At 30.2% G+C, this 19,717-nt stretch carries 14 protein-coding genes; 7 read left to right on the top strand and 7 right to left on the bottom strand.

Going from position 1 to position 19,717, the window contains the following annotated elements; all coding sequences use genetic code 11:
* Positions 1 to 437: 437 nt before the first annotated feature.
* The 7 genes from nrfH to A8C32_RS16310 all read left to right on the top strand — a co-directional run bounded on the left by nrfH (position 438) and on the right by A8C32_RS16310 (position 11,117).
* Positions 438 to 1,037 (top strand): cytochrome c nitrite reductase small subunit, encoded by a 600-nt coding sequence (gene nrfH, locus A8C32_RS16340; RefSeq protein WP_069831477.1) that lies wholly within the window; start codon positions 438 to 440, stop codon positions 1,035 to 1,037.
* Between the two features lie 22 nt (positions 1,038 to 1,059).
* Positions 1,060 to 2,562, top strand: coding sequence for an ammonia-forming cytochrome c nitrite reductase (gene nrfA, locus A8C32_RS16335; RefSeq protein ID WP_069831476.1), 1,503 nt, complete (start codon positions 1,060 to 1,062; stop codon positions 2,560 to 2,562).
* A gap of 171 nt (positions 2,563 to 2,733) precedes the next feature.
* Positions 2,734 to 5,862 (top strand): cytochrome c biogenesis protein CcsA, encoded by a 3,129-nt coding sequence (locus A8C32_RS16330; RefSeq protein WP_069831475.1) that lies wholly within the window; start codon positions 2,734 to 2,736, stop codon positions 5,860 to 5,862.
* Between the two features lie 436 nt (positions 5,863 to 6,298).
* Positions 6,299 to 6,904 (top strand): TetR/AcrR family transcriptional regulator, encoded by a 606-nt coding sequence (locus A8C32_RS16325; RefSeq protein ID WP_069831474.1) that lies wholly within the window; start codon positions 6,299 to 6,301, stop codon positions 6,902 to 6,904.
* A 52-nt stretch (positions 6,905 to 6,956) separates the two neighbouring features.
* Positions 6,957 to 7,781 carry a hypothetical protein gene (locus A8C32_RS16320; RefSeq protein ID WP_069831473.1) on the top strand — a complete coding sequence of 275 codons (825 nt, stop codon included), beginning with the start codon at positions 6,957 to 6,959 and terminating at the stop codon, positions 7,779 to 7,781.
* A 201-nt stretch (positions 7,782 to 7,982) separates the two neighbouring features.
* Positions 7,983 to 10,463, top strand: coding sequence for a helix-turn-helix domain-containing protein (locus tag A8C32_RS16315; RefSeq protein WP_349267255.1), 2,481 nt, complete (start codon positions 7,983 to 7,985; stop codon positions 10,461 to 10,463).
* A gap of 150 nt (positions 10,464 to 10,613) precedes the next feature.
* On the top strand, positions 10,614 to 11,117 hold the full coding sequence (locus A8C32_RS16310) for a DinB family protein (protein WP_069831471.1): 504 nt from the start codon (positions 10,614 to 10,616) through the stop codon (positions 11,115 to 11,117).
* Between the two features lie 3 nt (positions 11,118 to 11,120).
* Here the strand turns inward: A8C32_RS16310 and A8C32_RS16305 are convergent, their stop codons facing one another.
* The 7 genes from A8C32_RS16305 to A8C32_RS16275 all read right to left on the bottom strand — a co-directional run bounded on the left by A8C32_RS16305 (position 11,121) and on the right by A8C32_RS16275 (position 19,572).
* Positions 11,121 to 11,360, bottom strand: a complete 240-nt coding sequence (locus A8C32_RS16305; RefSeq protein ID WP_069831470.1) for a DUF6095 family protein — start codon at positions 11,358 to 11,360, stop codon at positions 11,121 to 11,123.
* Positions 11,350 to 12,168, bottom strand: a complete 819-nt coding sequence (murQ, locus tag A8C32_RS16300; protein ID WP_069831469.1) for an N-acetylmuramic acid 6-phosphate etherase — start codon at positions 12,166 to 12,168, stop codon at positions 11,350 to 11,352. Before murQ ends, A8C32_RS16305 begins: the two co-directional genes overlap by 11 nt.
* A 486-nt stretch (positions 12,169 to 12,654) precedes the next feature.
* Entirely contained in the window at positions 12,655 to 14,865 is a 2,211-nt protein-coding gene (locus A8C32_RS16295) for an NADP-dependent isocitrate dehydrogenase (protein ID WP_069831468.1), read from the bottom strand.
* Between the two features lie 856 nt (positions 14,866 to 15,721).
* A complete protein-coding gene (gene rplS / locus A8C32_RS16290) occupies positions 15,722 to 16,072 on the bottom strand; it encodes a 50S ribosomal protein L19 (protein WP_069831467.1) in 351 nt (116 codons plus the stop codon).
* A 522-nt stretch (positions 16,073 to 16,594) separates the two neighbouring features.
* A complete protein-coding gene (gene trmD, locus A8C32_RS16285) occupies positions 16,595 to 17,272 on the bottom strand; it encodes a tRNA (guanosine(37)-N1)-methyltransferase TrmD (RefSeq protein ID WP_069831466.1) in 678 nt (225 codons plus the stop codon).
* Between the two features lie 185 nt (positions 17,273 to 17,457).
* The gene (locus A8C32_RS16280) at positions 17,458 to 18,507 is read right to left on the bottom strand and encodes a family 16 glycosylhydrolase (protein WP_240491771.1); all 1,050 of its coding nucleotides are present in this window, start codon (positions 18,505 to 18,507) and stop codon (positions 17,458 to 17,460) included.
* 432 nt (positions 18,508 to 18,939) lie between these two features.
* Positions 18,940 to 19,572 carry a coiled-coil domain-containing protein gene (locus tag A8C32_RS16275; RefSeq protein ID WP_069831465.1) on the bottom strand — a complete coding sequence of 211 codons (633 nt, stop codon included), beginning with the start codon at positions 19,570 to 19,572 and terminating at the stop codon, positions 18,940 to 18,942.
* Positions 19,573 to 19,717: the final 145 nt, after the last annotated feature.

Raw genomic sequence — 19,717 nt, 5'->3', positions numbered from 1 at the left:
TAGTACTGCAGGAAGTATTTTTCATGTGTTTTAAGTATAAAAATATAGAATGATAATTATTTCCTTTTTTGATATGATAGAGGAATATTTTGATGGTTTTTTAAAAAGGTATTTATTAACTTTTTGGTTGCTTTTTTACAATAGTAATAAGCTAAACAGAAAATCACTGGAAGTTTAGAGGCGATAATAAATCGCTTTCAGAGGTTTAGTTCTCTTAAAATTTATTTATTAATTAGAATTTAGGTTATAAAGATAACAAAGCTTTAAAATACTTTTAGAAATCAATGGTATAAAACATATAAATAATTTAAGAATAAATTATTTATATGATAATTGTCATATTTTTCAAGAAGGGCAAATACTAATTTCGCTTAAGCAATTTGTATACTATAATATATATTAGAAGATATAGAATATTAATTTGATAAATAAAACTATTGGAAGTAAAACGACGAATATTACCTGAAAAAAAGTCTAGATGGAGAACAACTGCAGTATTTTTTATCGCTGTTGTTATTGGTTTAGGTTTGTTTATGGCTAGAGAATCTAAAATAGTCTCTTATCTGTCTGATGATCCACAAGCCTGTGTAAATTGCCATGTTATGACACCTGTTTATAATAGTTGGATGCATAGTTCTCATCGTGAGTGGGCAAAATGTAACGATTGTCATGTACCTCACGATAATACCTTTAATAAATATTATTTTAAAGCAAAAGATGGGCTGTATCATGCTACTATTTTTACAGCACGAGCAGAACCAGACGTTATTGAAATGCAAGAAGCTTCTCAAGAAGTGGTACAAAACAATTGTATTCGTTGCCATGTACAACAAGTGACTCAAGTAAAATATGATGGTTGGTTAGAAGATCATAGAGAGAATAGAACAGAGCGGCAATGTTGGAGTTGTCATAAGCAAGTACCTCATGGTAAAATACATGGTTTAAGTACGATAAAATATAACATAGCACCATTACCAACAGATAAAGAAGATGAACTCGTAATACCTTCTTGGCTAGATAAAGAAATTAAAGACTAATAAAATTAATCATTCACTTAATATGAAAAACAAAGTATTATTTATAGTAACCATTATCGTTGTCTTTCTACTAGGGCTTTTAGCTTCTAGTATAGTTAATAGAAAGTCTGAAGCAAAGTACAAATATGTGCCTCATGTAGATATTATCGAGAATGAACCTAGAAATGACGTTTGGGGAGAAAATTTTCCATTAGAATATCAATCGTCTTTACAGACATTAGATACAACATTTAAATCATACCAAGGCGGATCTGCAATGCGAGATATTTTAGAGGATGATCCACGTTTAGTTGTTTTATTTGCAGGTTATGGGTTTTCTAAAGATTATAACCAAGGTAGAGGACATGCTTATGCTGTAGAAGATATTCATAACACATTAAGAACAGGAGGACCAAAAGGAAAAGGGGATGGATCAATGCCAGCAACTTGTTGGACTTGTAAAAGTCCAGATGTACCACGTTTAATGAATGAGATTGGTATTGCCGAGTTTTATAGCGGAAAATGGGCAGATAAAGGCGAGCAGATTGTAAATTCTATTGGCTGTGCAGATTGCCATAATCCGGAAACGATGAAGCTTCGTATTACAAGACCTGCTTTAGTAGAAGCCTTTGATGCTATGGGGAAAGATATTAACCAAGCGACACATAATGAAATGCGTTCTCTGGTTTGTGCACAATGTCATGTCGAATATTATTTTGATAAAAAGTTACCAGGGAAAGAAGGGACACCGTATTTAGTATTTCCATGGAAAGATGGTATGACTGTAGAAGATATGGAGAATTATTATGATAATTTAGAGTTTTCAGATTGGACTCACAAGTTAAGCAGAACGCCTATGCTAAAGGCTCAGCATCCAGGATATGAAACTTTCAAAACTGGAGTACATGCAGATCGTGGTGTATCTTGTGCAGATTGCCATATGCCATATAAGAGTGAAGGTGGACAGAAATTTACAGATCATCATATCCAATCACCTTTAAATAATACATCTAATGCTTGTCAAGTATGCCATAGAGAAGAGTCAAGTAAACTTATAGCTAATGTTTATGAAAGACAACGTAAAGCAACCGAAAACCGTTTAAAATTAGAAGATCTTTTAGTAAAAGCACATTTAGAAGCTAAAAAATGTTGGGATCTAGGAGCTACAGAAGCTCAAATGAAACCTATTTTAACAGACATTCGTCATGGACAATGGCGTTGGGATTACTCTGCAGCTTCGCATGGAGCATCTTTTCACTCACCAGTTGAAACAGCCAGAGTTATTGGTAGTGGATTAGTAATTGTTCAAGAATCACGCGTTAAATTGGCACGTTTGTTAGCTGATTTAGGACACAATAAGCCTATAGAAATGCCAGATATTTCAACAAAAGAGAAAGCTCAAAAGTTTATAGGTTTAGATATTGAAAAATTAGAGGCAGAAAAAGAAGAATTCAAGAAAACCTTATTGCCAAAATGGTTAGAAGAAGCTAAAGCGCGAGAAGATAAAATGGATATTAAAACAGTGTCTTCTGTAGAAAATAAATAACAAAAATACTAAAGTTAGGAGGTTGTTTAAAAGTCAAATATAATGTCATTATATACGAGAGCGAAGTTATCTTTTTACTAGATAATTAGATTTAAAGTTTACTTCTTGTCATGATATTAAAAACGATTTTTTAGATAACCTCTTATCTATTTAATCTCCTAAATAATTAAAATGAATAAACTTTTACGCCTATTTGCATCTCCCATTTTAGCAGTTTTACTCTTATTTATATTCGGGGTTTCTATGGCTGTAGCTACTTTTATAGAAAACGATTTTGGTACGACTACGGCATGGAAAATGATTTATGATGCTTGGTGGTTTGAACTTGTTATGTTAGGGTTGGGAGTTTGTTTTATTATGAATATTTATAAATACAAGCTATGGCGTCTAGATAAATGGGCACTATTACTGTTTCATTTAGCATTTGTAATTATTTTATTAGGTGCAGGTATTACACGTTATGTTTCTTATGGAGGTATTATGCGAGTGCGTGAAGGAACATCGTCGAATGTTATTATTTCGGATAATAATTATTTACATATTCATTTATCTAATGGTACGAATTCTAAAACCATTAAAAAACAACTTAATTTTTCACCTTTAAGTAATAATGATTTTAGTATAGAAACCGTTTTTAATGACAAGCCAATTACGGTGTTTTATCAGGAATTTGTAGCAGATGCTATTCCAGAAATAAAAGATGATGCTGAAAAAGGAAAGGCAATTATTGAAATGGTAGTGTCTTCGGGTAATGGAAGAGAAACTGTTTTTTTAGAAAAAGGAGAGGTTGAAGCTATTGGAGCTCATAAACATAAAATAGGTTTTGAGGTTAAAGAAGAAGATGTTATAAACATAACCGAAAATAACGGCGAGTTTAGTATATACTCACCTAGAGATTTGGGATCGTTTGTAATGGCTACAGAAACAGCAAGTACATTAAAGAAAGATAGCTTACAAGCAATACAATTACGAACATTATATCGCGATGGAGATGCTTCTTTTGTATTACTATCATACCATCCAAAAGGAGAAATTGGTTTAAAAAGTACTTCGGAAAAAACAAAAGATAATGATAAGCAAAAGGACGATGCTTTGGTTGTAAATGTTAAAGTTGATGATGTTATTAAAGAAACCACATTACTTTACCGAGAAGGTTTTTTACCGACTAAACATAAGGTTGATATTAATGATATTAAAATCTCATTATCTTATGGAGCAGAACCAATAATAACACCTTTTTCAATTTATTTAAACGATTTTCAGTTAGAACGTTACCCAGGATCAACAAGTCCATCGGCGTATGCAAGTGAAGTAAAAGTTATAGATAATAATACAGAAATACCACATCGTATTTTTATGAATAATGTATTAGATTATAAAGGGTATCGTTTTTTTCAAGCGAGTTATGATACTGATGAGTTGGGGACAGTATTAGCTGTAAATCATGATGCTCTTGGAACAAATGTGACTTATTTAGGGTATTTTTTAATGATGATAGGTATGTTTTTTACACTCTTTGGTAAAACATCACGTTTTAAGTTAGTAAATAAAAATTTAAAAAAGTTAAAATTAAAACACGCAGCATTGGTGTTGCTTTTATTAGGTTTTTCAAGTCCTGTTTTTACTCAAGAAGAAAAACCAGAAATTAATATACAAGTTATAGAGCAACAGCGCATTGATGAGCAACATGCTGAGTTATTTGGGAGGTTAATGGTTCAGGATTTAGATGGACGAATTAAACCTATGAATACGTTGGCTTCAGAATTTCTTAGAAAACTATCTAGAAAACCTTACTTTAAGTTTGCAAAAGGGGGTAAGCAGGTACGTTTAAATGCCAATCAAGCATTTTTAGCAATGCAAGCAGCATCTAATGTTTGGCAATTTATTCCAATTATAAAAGTAGATAAGAAAAAAGGAGGCGAATTATTTAAGGGTTTAGATATTAGTGATGGTGGTTTAGTTGCTTTTAATACCTTAATAGGCGAGGCGGGCAAATATTTATTAAGCGATGTTGTAGAACAGACTAATAAAAAGAAACCAGCCGAACGTAGTGAGTTTGATAAAGAAGTATTAAAAGTAGACGAGCGTTTTAATATTTTATATAATGTCTTTTCTGGTAATTATTTTAGAGTTTTTCCTAATGCTAATGATGAAAATAATAAGTGGCATAGCCAGACACATCATTTTGATGATTTTCCTGCTGAAGATGCTCAATTTGCCAAACAAATTATTCCAACCTATTTTAAAGATATTAAGGAAAGAAACTGGGTGGCTGCTAGTGAAAAATTGGAATACATAAAGACTTTTCAGGATATTTTGGGTAAAGATATTATTCCTAACCGTAAGCGTGTAGAAGCTGAATTATTATATAACGAGCTTAATCTTAATTTCTGGTTATTTCAAGTGTTTTTTGTTATAGGTGCCATACTTCTGGTTTTAGCTATTATTAAAATCTTCACTAAAAGAAAAGGGCTTAGTATTATTTGGAATATTTTAGTTATTGTAACGCTAATCTGTTTCATTTTATTTACTGGAAATATTATTCTACGTTGGTATGTAGCACAACATGCACCTTGGAGTAATGGTTACGAAATGTTAGTTTTTGTAGCATGGGTATTATTACTATGTGGTTTATTAACGTTTAGAAAATCGGACTTTACTCTTCCGCTTTCTACGTTGTTTTCTGGAGCTTTATTATTTGTGAGTTATTTAGATTGGTTAAGTCCAGAAATTACCAATTTAATGCCTGTTTTAAAATCGTTTTGGTTAAAAATACATGTGGCAACTATTGTAAGTAGCTATGCACCTTTGGCGCTTTCTGCTATATTAGGGTTTATGGCATTATTACTCATGATTTTTAAAACAGATAAGACTAAAAAAGAAATTGATATCCGAATAAAAGAGCTAACTTATATTAATGAGATTTCAATGACTATTGGTTTGTTTGTTCTAGCTGTTGGAACTTTTCTAGGAGGCATTTGGGCAAACGAGTCTTGGGGACGTTATTGGGCTTGGGATCCAAAGGAAACTTGGGCTTTAATAAGTGTTATCGTATACACCATTGTTTTACATCTTAGACTTATTCCTAATTTAAAAAGTGCTTACATCATAAATACAGCTAGTGTATTTGCTTTTGGCTCTATTATTATGACGTCGTTTGGAGTGAATTACTATTTGTCCGGGCTACATAGTTATGCAGCAGGAGATCCTTTACCTATACCAACTTTTATCTATATTTTAATAGTAGTAGTTATTGTTGTGTCTGTAGCAGCTTATTTAAAGAAGAAAGTACTGTTATAAAATCTAAGTAAAAACGGGAAAAAATAGTTGTTTTTGACAAACTATGGAGGATTAGCCTTTGGCTATCTATCCTAATTTAGCTTCACTATTTGTTAGTGAAGCTATTTTCATTTTAAGGTAATCCTCTCTATATCCTTAATTTTTTCTATAAAGGGTATATTAGAGATCTTAGTTTTCTTTGTATTTCTAATTGTCTATCATTTTAATGTTTTTTTTGATAATCCTCAGATAATTCTGCTTCAGGCTTTCATTATATTTACATGCTACCATTCCAGAAAAGTATAATGAACTTCTAATTATATCGATTAACTTTCTTGGAGGTTCTAGTTTTATTTTATATATATACCAGATACGTTACAAAATATAAGGAACACGTTCAAAACAAAAAAATAAAATTAAAAACATTCACATAGGTATGTTTTTTATATATTTGCCTATGATTCAAAGAATAAAATCTGAAGAAACACAACGCTTAATTTTAGTGAATGCTTTTACGTTATTCTATAAAAATGGATATAGATCTACCAGCATTCCAGATATTGTTAAGCATGCAGGACTATCTAAAGGTGCTTTTTATCACCATTTCAAAAGTAAAGAAGATTTAGGTAAACAAACTATTAATCATATACTGAGAAATAGAATTTATAATGGCATAATAGGCCCGATAAAAAATCATGATTCTAAACCCGTAATTACTTTTTTGATAGATCTTTTTACAAATCGAATTGCAAATTTTTCTGAAACTGAAAGCAGATTAGGCTGTCCATTAAATAATTTGATTAATGAACTTGGTTGTGCTGAGGAAACTTTTAGAATAAACCTAAGAAAAATAATTGAAGAATGGAAAACAGCTTTAATAGACCTATTAGAATATGGTAAAGAAAAAGGGGAGATAAAAAAAAATATAAATACTACTGTGACTGCTATGTATATTATAAGCGCTTTTGAAGGCGCAAGAGGAATTGGTAAACTTTATAATGATAAAGAAATATTACAACAGTACTTATTTGGCTTTATTGCCTATGTTAAACAATTAGAGTAACAAAAATTTTTAACCCAAAACATACCGTTTGGAATGTTTTTAATATAATAGAATGAAAAAAGTAATATATTTAATAGCATTGACAATTATAATGGCATCTTGTCAAAGTAAGAATTCGAAAAAGGAAGAAGCAACAAACCAATCCCAAGAAGAGAAAATCCATTTTCAAAACAAAGCTCATGAATTAGTTTATAAAATGGTTCAGAAAACAGGAACTTACGATAAATTAAAGGCTTTAAAAAATGTAGTTTATACATATACCTACAGAACTTCAGATCAGGAAGAAGATGTCTCTATAGAAAAATATATTTTTGAAGGTGAACACTCTCTGGGTGAATATTCTAAACACGAAAGAACGCTTTCTAATCTTAAAGGAAATATTATTCAGAAATATAATGGAGATACATTTTCGCTTGAACACCAAAACAAAAGTATCAATGATCCAGAACTCTTACATCAAGTAGAATTCACTCGTAAAACAAATTTCTTTTGGTTTACTATGATGCAGAAGTTTTTAGATCCTGGTATTGAATACGAATATCTTAGAAAAGAAACTGTAAAAGAAAATGAATATGATATTGTAAAAATCTCATATAAACTAAATGATGGAAATCCTAGTGACGTATACCATCTATATATTAATTCTAAAACTTTATTAGTAGATCAGTTTTTATTTACTGTAGTAGATCATGGCATTATAAACAAGCCTTTAATAATGGAAGTAAAGTATGAAAAGGTCAATGATATTTTAGTACCGAGTTATAGACGGTATACTAAATCTAATTGGAAAGGGGAAATCTTAAAAGATGAATGGGTAGAGGAAATTTCCACCAATATAAAATTTAATCAAGTAATTAATAAAGAAGAGTTTAAATAACTAAAAATAAATTTAATCTAAAGAATTCCTCGCTCGAGGCTTGCCTCGGGGTAAAATTTGAAAATCTTAGGTTTTCATTAATCTAAAAATATTTTTACTTGATACCTCGTCAACTTACTATGGAGGCATTCATTATAATATCGCATAAAGATATAACAGGGTAGTGCGATTTTTATTTTTATTAAAAACTCGCCCTAAAAAATGGGTAGTTTATGTATCTTCAATCCCTATTTTGAATTAGAATTGATGAGTGTAAATAAAGAACTGGAATTAGCATGGGAGTTTGTAAATAATACAAACCGATCTATATTCTTGACAGGTAAGGCAGGGACAGGTAAAACAACGTTTTTACATAGGCTAAAAACAAAATCGTTAAAGCGTATGGTGGTAGTTGCTCCTACAGGTGTAGCTGCAATTAATGCTAAAGGAGTTACTATACATTCGTTTTTTCAAATGCCATTTGGACCCATTTTACCGGATACCGATTTAAATAGTTCTAAGGGGTTTAATAGAAAATTTAGTAAAACTAAAATCAATATTATTAAGTCTATAGACTTATTGGTTATTGATGAAATTAGTATGGTGAGAGCCGATTTGTTAGATGGAATTGATAAAACTTTACGTCGTTTTAGAAATAGAAATAAGGTTTTTGGTGGGGTACAGGTGCTAATGATTGGTGATTTACAACAATTATCTCCTGTTATTAAGGAAAATGAATGGGAGTTATTAAAGCCTTTTTATAAAAATGGCTTCTTTTTTAGTAGTCATTCGTATCAAGAATGTGCTGCAGTTACTATTGAATTAAAGCATATATACAGACAGGATAATCCTAAGTTTATTGAGATTCTTAATGAAATTAGAAATAATGCGCTTTCTGAAGCTTCCGCGGCAGAATTAAACAAAAGATATATTCCAGATTTTAAACCAGAACCTGATGAAGGCTATATATCGTTAACCACTCATAATAATAAAGCTGAAGCAACCAATTATACTGAATTAGATAAATTAAGTCCTAAAGTAGTTACTTATAAAGCCGAAATAGAAGGAAAGTTTCCAGAACATGCTTATCCTAATAAAGAGATTGTTGAGTTAAAGGTTGGCGCTCAAGTGATGTTTGTAAAGAATGATAGTGGTCCAGAAAAGCGTTATTTTAATGGTAAGATAGGGAAGGTAATATTATTAGATAAAGATGAGGTGGTTGTACATTGTCCAGATGATGATTTTAATATTGTAACCAAGCCTGAAATTTGGGAAAATATAAATTATACGGTAGATCCTGAAACTAAAGCTATTTCTGAAGAGAAAATTGGGGCTTTTATTCAAATGCCACTGCGTTTAGCATGGTCTATTACAATCCATAAAAGTCAAGGTTTAACTTTTGAAAAAGCTATTATTGATGCACAAGGTGCTTTTGCTCATGGGCAAACTTATGTGGCGTTAAGTAGATGTAAATCTTTAGAGGGTTTAGTATTAAAAAATAAAATAGGTTCTAGCCAAATTATTAGTGATGCTAATGTGATTACTTTTAATAAAAATACTGAAGAGAATGAGCCTGATGAAGCTGTTTTAGAGCTTTCGCAGAAAAATTTTCAGCTTGATTTAATATTTGAAGTTTTCGATTTTTATGAGTTTATGTATCCCATAAATCGACTTTTGGATATTTATTATAAAAATAGAAATAGTATTGAAGGTAAGGTTGAAGAACCCATGCTTGCTATTAAAAATACTGTAACTAATTTTTTAAAAGTTAGTAATGGTTTTAATGCACAATTAAAGAGCCTTTCTGAAGATGAAGGGATACCAGAATTGAGCGAAATGATTCAAGAACGTTTTAAAAAAGCAATTAATTATTTTAAAACAGAAACCGAAGCACATATTGTTTCTGCTATAAAGACATTGAGTTTTACAACGGATAATAAAACGATTGATAAGGACTTAGTTAAAAATGCAGATCTTATAGAAGATTTATTAACTGCTAAATTATTGTACTTAAGTAAATTATCCAATGGGTTTACATCAAAAAGTATTTTAGAGTTAAGAGCTAAGTCTGTATTTCTTGCAAAAGAAAAACCTAAAAAGCCAAGAAAAGTAGTTGTAGATGGCACAGCAAATGTTGAATTGTATGAAATATTAAGAGTGCTTAGGAATGATATTGCTAACGAGAATGATTTAATTCACTATCAGGTATTCACGCAAAAGGCATTATATGAGATGTGTGAGACTTTACCAATAAGTAAAGAAGAACTCCAACAAGTAAACGGTATGGGGAAGGTTCGCGTTGAAAAATATGGAAGTGTAATTTTAAAAGTTATTAGAGCATTTTGTGAAGAGAATGATATAGAAATGTCTATAAATAAAGAGATTTTTGAAGAAGAAAAACCTAAAAGAAAAAAAGGAAATACTCAAAAGGAATCTCTAGAACTTTTTAAGTCTGGTAAGTCAATAGCAGAAATAGCTAATGAAAGGGAGCTAAATATGAACACTATTTTTGGTCATTTAGCTAGTTTTGTACCTTCGGGTGATGTAAAAATTACGGATTTAATGTCTACAGTACATTATGATGAATTAAAAGAAATTATCCCCAAAAAAAACTTTGAAAATCTGTCTGATTTAAAAAATCAATTGGATGATAAATATTCTTATGGTGAATTAAGGTTGGTTCTAGAAGATTTAAAATCTTAAAATAAAATATTGGTTTATAGTTTGTTAAGATATTTTGGTTTTTTTTAGAGGTTTGTTTTTAAGCTTTACTGTACTTTTAATTATGTAAGGATATGGATTGTCTAAGACTAATATAACGAAATTTCAATTTATTTAGCTATTTTAGTATCCATGAATATAATTATAAAATCTACTCTAAAAACATTGCAAAAATCTCAATCTTTATTAAATAATATAACGGATGATCAATTATGTAATGCTACAGTGCCTCCTTATTGTTCAAGTATAGGAAGTCATATAAGGCATATTTTAGATTTTTATGAATGTATATTTAATATGAATTCTGAAAATCAAGTAGATCTAACTGCAAGAAGTAGAAATACAGATGTTGAATCTAAATGCGGTTGCGCTAATGAATATTTAAGTTCTATAATTGAAAGATTAAATAGTTTAGATTTTGATATGAATAAGCCTATCTCTGTTATTGATGATTTAGGATTAGGAAAAGTTGAAATACCATATACTTATGGTGCTTTGTTAGCACAAGCAAATAGCCATACGATACACCATTATGCTATTATAAATTATATTTTTGAGCGCTTAGGTATTTTACTAAATGATAGCGATTTTGGTTATAACCCAACAACACCAAAACAGAAAGCTCCATTGAACTAAAATTTATTTCTTTTTAAACATACTATCTAGAATGGTATTAATGCCTTTAAAAGCTAAAAATACAGCTAAAACACAAACTATTATAGCTATTATTAAAATAGGGATATATAATGGTTTTTCTTGGTTTGTTAAAGCTATATAAAAAAGTGTAGGGCCTAAAAACATGCATCCTAGAGAGATTCCCATGATTTTAATACCTTTTACAAGTATGTCTTTATTTGTTCTATCTGTTTTAGTTTCCATGATTATAATTTTGGATTGCTAAGCGAACATTTTTATATTTTTCAAGAAGTACTTCAGCTTCACTTTTTGTAATATTAAGCTCGCTAATTATCATTTTAGTACCTCTATCAAATAATTTGTTATTACTTAATTGCATATCTACCATTTTGTTGCCTTTTATATGTCCTAACTGAACCATGGTAGTTGTTGTTATCATATTAAGTACTAATTTTTGAGCTGTACCAGCTTTCATTCTAGAACTTCCTGTTACAAACTCTGGCCCTACAATAACCTCAATAGGAAATTGAGCTGTTTGAGATAAAGGACTGTTGTGGTTGGAGGTAATACAACCAGTAATAATATTATGCTTATTACAAGTTTCTAGAGCTGCTATAACGTATGGTGTGGTTCCTGAAGCTGCAATACCTACAACAACATCATTACCCGAAATATTATTAGCTTTTAAATCTTCCCATCCTTGAGTAAGAGAGTCTTCTGCAAATTCTACGGCCTTTCTAATAGCTGTGTCTCCACCAGCTATGAGGCCAATAACTAAATCGTGAGATACTCCAAAAGTAGGAGGGCATTCGGAGGCATCTAAAATGCCTAAACGTCCACTTGTTCCAGCACCAATATAGAGTAAACGTCCACCTTGGCTTAGTTTATTTACTATCTGTTCTACCAATTTTTCTATTTGTGGAAGTGCTTTCTCTACAGCTAGAGGTACCGTTTTATCTTCATTATTTATATTTTCTAACAATTCTGAAATAGACATATTTTCCAGATGGTTGTAGTTAGAATCTTGTTCGGTAGTTTTTGTAAAGTTCATAATTCAAAAATACAGATTTTTTTAGTGTGCATGAGTGTTACTAATCAAAAACACGAATAGAAGTCCTATTTTGAGTTTGAAATAATGAGAAGGCGTGAGTTCTTTTCTTTTTTGTAAATGAAATGAATATTAATTTTTCGTTACAGCGAGACATTTAATAAAAATTATCCAGTGACTTAAGGAAGGTAGTTAATATTAAACAAGATTGTCACGTCGAGAAAAAGCTCATCACAAAGGTTAATTATTAATGTTATAAAAAATTTATTCAAAAGTGGCCCATTTTGTTTTAACTCTGGTAGTCGAATATTTGTTTTGACTTAAAATTGATAGTGGTAGTAATAAAATTAAAATAAATAAGATACGAATTTTCATTTTCTTTTGTGTTTTACTTATGTTATACCTTTGAGGTAATCACGCCAGTTTTTATTTATAAAAGAAAAAGCTCCTAAAAAGGAGCTTTTAAAATATTTTTATTCTTATTATATTCTACCCTAAAATAGTATTAAATGTTTTACTAGGTCTCATGGCTTCATTGATAAGCGCTTCTTTAGGCTCATAATATCCGCCAATATTTATAGTGTTTCCTTGAATGCTATTTAACTCATTTAAAATTACTGTTTCATTATCTGCTAATTGTTTAGCTATAGCAGTAAATTCATCTTTTAAGTCTGCATCTTCGGTTTGTTTAGCTAATTCTTGAGCCCAATATAGTGCTATATAGAAATGACTACCTCTATTATCTAATTCTTTAACTTTTCTAGAAGGTCCTTTTTTGTTTTCTAATAGTTTTTCTGTAGCATCGTCTAAAGCTGCACCTAAAACTTTAGCTTTAGGGTTGTTGTTTACTTCACTAAAATGCTCTAACGATACAGCTAAGGCTAAAAATTCACCTAAAGAATCCCAACGTAAGTGGTTTTCTTCTAATAATTGTTGTACGTGTTTTGGAGCAGAACCTCCTGCACCAGTTTCAAATAAACCACCACCATTCATTAAAGGAACGATAGATAGCATTTTTGCACTAGTTCCAACTTCTAAAATTGGAAATAAATCTGTTAAATAATCACGTAAAACATTTCCGGAAACAGAAATTGTATCTTTTCCTTCTTTAATTCTTTCACATGTAAAAATAGTTGCGTCAACAGGGGATAAGATTCTTAAATCTAATCCAGATGTATCGTGATCTTTTAAATAAGTGTTTACCTTTTTAATTAATTCGGCATCATGAGCTCTGTTTTCATCTAACCAAAATACTGCTGGTGTTTGAGAAGCTCTAGCGCGAGTTACGGCTAGTTTTACCCAATCCTGAATAGGAGCATCTTTAGTTTGGCACATTCTCCAAATATCTCCTTCTTCTACCTGGTGTTCTAATAAAGTATTTCCAGAAGCGTCAATAACACGAACTGTTCCGTTAGATGGAATTTCAAATGTTTTATCATGAGAACCATATTCTTCGGCTTTTTGAGCCATAAGACCAACATTAGGAACTGTTCCCATTGTTGTAGGATCGAAAGCACCATGTTTTTTACAAAAATCTATAGTTGCTGTATAAATACCTGCATAACTACTATCTGGAATAATTGCTTTAGTGTCTTGAAGTTTACCTTCTGCATTCCACATTTGTCCAGAAGTACGTATCATGGCTGGCATAGATGCATCAATAATAACATCACTAGGTACGTGTAAATTAGTGATACCTTTATCGCTATTTACCATTGCAACTGCAGGGCCATTTTTAAAAGCAGTATCAATATCTGCTTGAACTTCATTACGCTTAGCTTCTGGTAATTCGTGAAGTTTAGAAATTAAATTTCCAAAACCGTTGTTTACATCAACACCAATTTCTTCAAGAGCTTCACTATGTTTAGCAAATACATCTTTGAAATAAGTTTTTACAGCATGACCAAAAATAATAGGATCACTTACTTTCATCATAGTTGCTTTCATGTGTAAAGAAAGCAATACATCATTAGCTTTAGCATCTGCAATTTGTTCATCTAAAAAGCTTAATAATGCTTTTTTACTCATTATAGTAGCATCAATTATCTCTCCTTTTAATAAAGAAAAACTACTTTTTAAAATAGTTGATTGTCCATTATTATCTATGTGTTCAATTGTAATGCTTGTAGCGTCTGCTATAGTTGTAGATTTTTCATTATGAGAAAAATCTCCATGAGACATTGTTGCTACATGTGTTTTAGAATCACTAGACCAAGCTCCCATTGAATGTGGATTCTTTTTAGCATAATTCTTAACAGCTTTGGGAGCACGTCTATCACTATTACCTTCACGCAATACTGGGTTTACTGCACTTCCTTTAATTTTATCGTAACGTGATTTAATCTCTTTTTCAGAATCATTTTTAGGTTCATCAGGATAATTAGGAATACCAAAACCTTGAGCTTGTAATTCTTCTATAGCTGCTTTTAATTGCGGTACAGATGCACTAATGTTTGGTAATTTTATAATATTAGCTTCAGGTTTTTTTGCTAATTCACCTAGTATGGCTAAATCATCCGAAACACGTTGGTCTTCTTTTAAAAAGTCAGGAAAAATGGCTAAAATTCGTGCAGCTAAAGAAATATCTTTAGTTTCAATATTAATTCCAGAAGATTTAACAAATGCTTTAACAATAGGTAAGAATGAACGCGTTGCTAGAGCTGGAGCTTCATCGGTTTTCGTATAAATAATTTTAGACATCGGTGACTTTTTTTTGAATTATTACTATGCTAAAAACAGAAGTAAATAAGATAGTTTCGTTTTTAGCGTTGCGAATATACAAAAATTGGCTTTTTTATAGACTAATGAAAATGTTTAAATCAATTAGATTTTGATATAATTGTAAAAAAAGGTAATGTATTTATAAATTTGTTAAAAATAGGTCGTAGAAATCATAAAATAATAAAAGCCATATCACTATAGAACTTAATCTACTTTGACATGGCTTTCTTGAAATAACATAACATGACCTAATTAGTATTGCTACTAAATCAATTTAAAGTTTTCATTTAAACCTTTTTAATTCAAGTGCTGTTAATTCAACGAAACAGTTTGGTAATTTTCAAAATGTATTGACTTATTACTCAAAAGTTTCAGTTAATTGTTTTTCTTGATATTGATAGTTCTTTTTTAGCTTTCGCTTAAAATTCACTAAAAACATTGCTCTATATTATAACAATTACTTTCGTTTTTGTTACTTATATAAAACTTTCAGTTATACTAGTTTCTAGTTGTAAAGACATCTAGAACTTTTTATAACATCATGGTTTTTTGATATTACACATATCGTGTTACAATAAAACCTCAAAAAACAATTTTAATAAAGAACGTTACCTCATATTAGAAATAATATTAATCCATTTAAAAAATGAAAACAATTCAAATTGTTATTATTTCTATGGCTAAGATAATATCTGAACTTAAAAAAAACAATTTTTTAAGGTGTTAGATATCAACTGCTTATCAACCATACTTATTAACAATTGTTAATAAAAAAAAGCCTTAAGAAAATATCTTAAGGCTTTTAAATTCTACATAAACTGTAGATATACTATTATTAACGTCTACGCTCTTTAATTCTAGCTTTCTTACCAGTAAGCCCTCTAAAGTAGTAAATTCTAGCTCTACGTACAGCTCCACGTTTGTTAACTTCTATTTTTTGTAATGCAGGTAAATTAATTGGGAAGATACGCTCTACACCAATAGTACCAGACATTTTTCTAATTGTAAAAGTTTCAGATGTTCCAGTTCCTCTACGTTGAATTACTACACCTCTAAAAAACTGAGTACGTACTTTTTCGCCCTCTCTAATTTCGTAGTATACAGTAATTGTATCTCCTGCAGAAAATTCTGCAAATTCTTTTTTTGTTACAAATTCGTCTTGTACAAATTTTATTAAAGATTCCATATCTTTATATTTAATAATTATTAATTCAGAACAACATTCACGATTCTCGCCAGAGGTTAACCCGAAATTGGCTGCAAAGATAAGTAAAAAGTAATAAGTAAATAGTAATAAGTTAAAAGTTTTTTGAATATACTCATTACTAAACTTATATAATTTAGAGTAGAAGAAAGTATGATAAAGAGAGAAACTTTTACAGTTAGAAAATAACTTACAAAGTCGATAAAATTTTAAAAAAAACAGAAAACACTTTGAAATGTAGAGATTAGTTTATATAAACTAATTTTATTTGATTTATTTTTAATAGGTTTAAGTTTTCTTTTTTCTAAAGAATATCGATTACCTATTTTACAGTTTAGTTTTTTTGAATTGTTGCAAGAATTACTAAAAGCCATATTATTAAGTGATTAATAACTTGGCTCTCAAAGGTGCTCTGTAAGTTAAATTGAAAAATGTTTTTTTAGTAGGAAACTACTAATGTTCAAGTGTAAATAAATTATATTGTATTTTTTTGAATTTAAAGAATTAATCCTCCAATAAATCTGGACGACGCTCTTTAGTTCTTAAATAGGCTTGTTCTTCACGCCATTTTTCAATTTCTGGTAAGTTGCCACTAAATAGTAGTTCTGGTACTTTCCATCCTTTATACTCCCTTGGTTTGGTGTAAATAGGAGGAGCTAATAAATTATCTTGAAAAGAATCGGTTAAGGCAGAGGTTTCATTGCCTAAAACTCCAGGTATTAGTCTTATAACAGCATCACATAACACAGCAGCTCCTAATTCTCCTCCAGAAAGCACGTAATCGCCAATGGAAATTTCGCGAGTTATAAATTGATCGCGTACACGTTGGTCTACACCTTTATAATGTCCGCAAAGAATAATAATATTTTCTTTTAAAGATAAATGGTTTGCAATACCTTGTTTTAAGGTATCTCCATCTGGAGTCATATAAATAACTTCGTCATAATGACGTTCTGTTTTTAAATAGGAAATACATTTATCAATAGGTTCTACCATCATGACCATACCAGCTCCACCACCAAATTGGGTGTCGTCAATAGATTTATATCTGTCGCTAGTGTAATCTCTAAGATTATGAAAATGTACTTCAACTAAACCAGCATCAATAGCACGCTTTAAAATTGAAGCTTCGAAAGGACTTTTAAGTAATTCTGGTAAAACAGTTATAATATCTATACGCATGGAGGTTCTTTATAAGCTACAAAGATAATTTAATTGTTTGGGAAGTTATTATGAATTTTTAGTTGGTTTTTTAGAATTACATGTAAGTAGAACATGCAATAAATTGTTTCGTAAATAGAAAAACTCAAATCATACAAAATATATGATTTGAGTTTTTCTATTTGAGGTTTTATTAATTTAAAACCTTAGTTATTCTTTATTCTCTTTCTTTTTTCTTTTTTTTCTCTCTTTCTTTTTGTCTCTTTTTTTACTTTTTCTTTCTCTAGTTCTTTTTCTTCTTTTTTATCTGTTGATTTTTGCCAAACACGAACATAGTCAATTTCAAAATCCATACGTCCTTTTTCTTTTTGTTCAGGAGTTCCATTCAAAGTTAAATCTGCTTTATTTTTAGGGATTCCTTGCCAAGGAAAAATTTCCATGTCTAACCAAATATTAATAGGGTTAGTTGCTACGTATCCGTTATAGTCTTCACCTACTTCTCTATTTTTTTTAGCCCATTTCGTTGCTTCTTCAGGAGTAACAGATGAGAATAATTTGCCATCAACATAGTATTTTATACCAGTTTCGTCCCATTCGATGCCATATATATGGAAATCGTCGGCAACACGAAAGCCTAAGTCTTTACGTTCTGTATATGAAGGTTTTCCTTTTAAGTTCTTCCAATCACGAATGGACCACCAAAGTTCCTTATCTAAATGTTCTTTACCTTTAGCTCTTCCATCGCCATACATTTCAAAGAAATCGAACTCAAGGTTTTTACCCATTGACCAAAATGCACTTGTAACTTCTGCATCTGCTGCTTTACTTCTAATCTCAACATATCCGTATTTAAATGATTTACGAGCAATGAAACATGCTGTAGTTATATTTTCATAAGGTAGAGGATCTCCAAATACAGGTACTCTAATTTCATCACTAAATGGGAAATCTGGTTCCCAACGAGCTTCCAGTTTTAGCATTCCATCTTCTAAACGATAATTTCGTCCTGAAAATTGAGAAGGAGCTCTTCCTTTCCATACCTTTTTATTTGGTTTGTCAGGGTGTTTATATACAGGCTTTCCATCTTTAAATTTTCCAACAATATACCAGAGATCTTCATTTATTTCTGAATCGTTAAATTCATCACTTACTTCTTTATTTAGTATCCAGTTGACAGAACTTGTTGAATCAGCCAAAAAAGGCTTTGGGGCTTCTTGCGCATGTGTTGCAAGAATATTTAATGCTGAAAAGAGCAAAATTTTTAATTTTATATTATGCAATATAAATGTTTTTAACATATTAGGTGAATTTTAAATAATTATTATGGGTTTGATAAATGTAAATTCATTTAATTTTTATCCATAGAAAGTAAGAAAGTAGGATAAAACATAGAGTTATTCCAGATAGTATATTTTGAGTAAGCAAATTTAGATGATTTTTTTTGTAAAATCAAGTTTTACTATTGGAACTAATCTAGACTTTTTCTATTTCCTAAAAAATGTCCAAAATTTGCCCATATTTCAGTTATTTTCTTATTCGTAGCAATGCTATGTCTTTTAAAAACAACTTTATTTGAACAAATTTTTACTCATTTTCGGTTAAATACAAAAAGTTAAGATGAGTTCTTAATTAAAAAAAATCTGTAATTTATAATTACAGATTTTTAGATGCTTAAAAAAAGATTTTTTTTAGACTTTTTTATGCTTATTAATTTCGTCTTGTAATTGCCTGCGTACTTTTTGCTCGCGTTCTAAAGCTGTTTTACGATGTTCGTCAAATTCTTCTTCAATATCAGCTAGTGCTTTTTTCGCATCACTTGTTATAGAATTACTGTTTTTAAATTTATAAATAAAGAAAAGTAGAAACGTAAATAAACCTCCAATAATAGACCACATAAGTACATTGTAATTGGTTTTACTCATTTGAATACCAAATAAAGCCATATTATTTTTCTCCGTATTGGTTTGATCTAAGTCACCTTGTGTATTAGAAAGGTTTTCTTTTAATTTTGAAATTTCTTTAGTTTGAGTTTCAACAATTAATCTTGTGTCTTCTAAATTTTTGTGAACGGCTTTTAACGAGTCTAATGTATGTGCTTTTAATTCATAAAGCCAATGAAGTTTAATAACTTTATACGCTTGCCCCTTTGGGTCTCTCCATTTACTGGATTTTTGTATAACGTATTCAAATTGAGTATCTATAGTACCACTATTTAGAGATAATTTATCTTTTTCTTCTTGTTTTTGAGGAGTTTGCGAAAATGTATTTAGCGAGAATAAGCAAGTAAATGTTATTAAAAAGAGAGATTTAATACGATTCATTTTTAGGATTGGTTTTTAATCAGATTGTAGTTCTGTTCACGAAGTTAAAAAATATTGTTTAGTATATGCTTATAAATAAGCAAAAAGCCTCAAAAAATGAGGCTAGGTTATATACGATGTATAATTGAATATGGATGCCCCAATA

Origin of the sequence: Flavivirga aquatica, from assembly GCF_001747085.1 — a bacterium.
In the GTDB taxonomy this organism is placed as follows: Bacteria; Bacteroidota; Bacteroidia; order Flavobacteriales; family Flavobacteriaceae; genus Algibacter_C; species Algibacter_C aquatica.
This window is presented reverse-complemented; position numbering and strand designations above follow the sequence as displayed.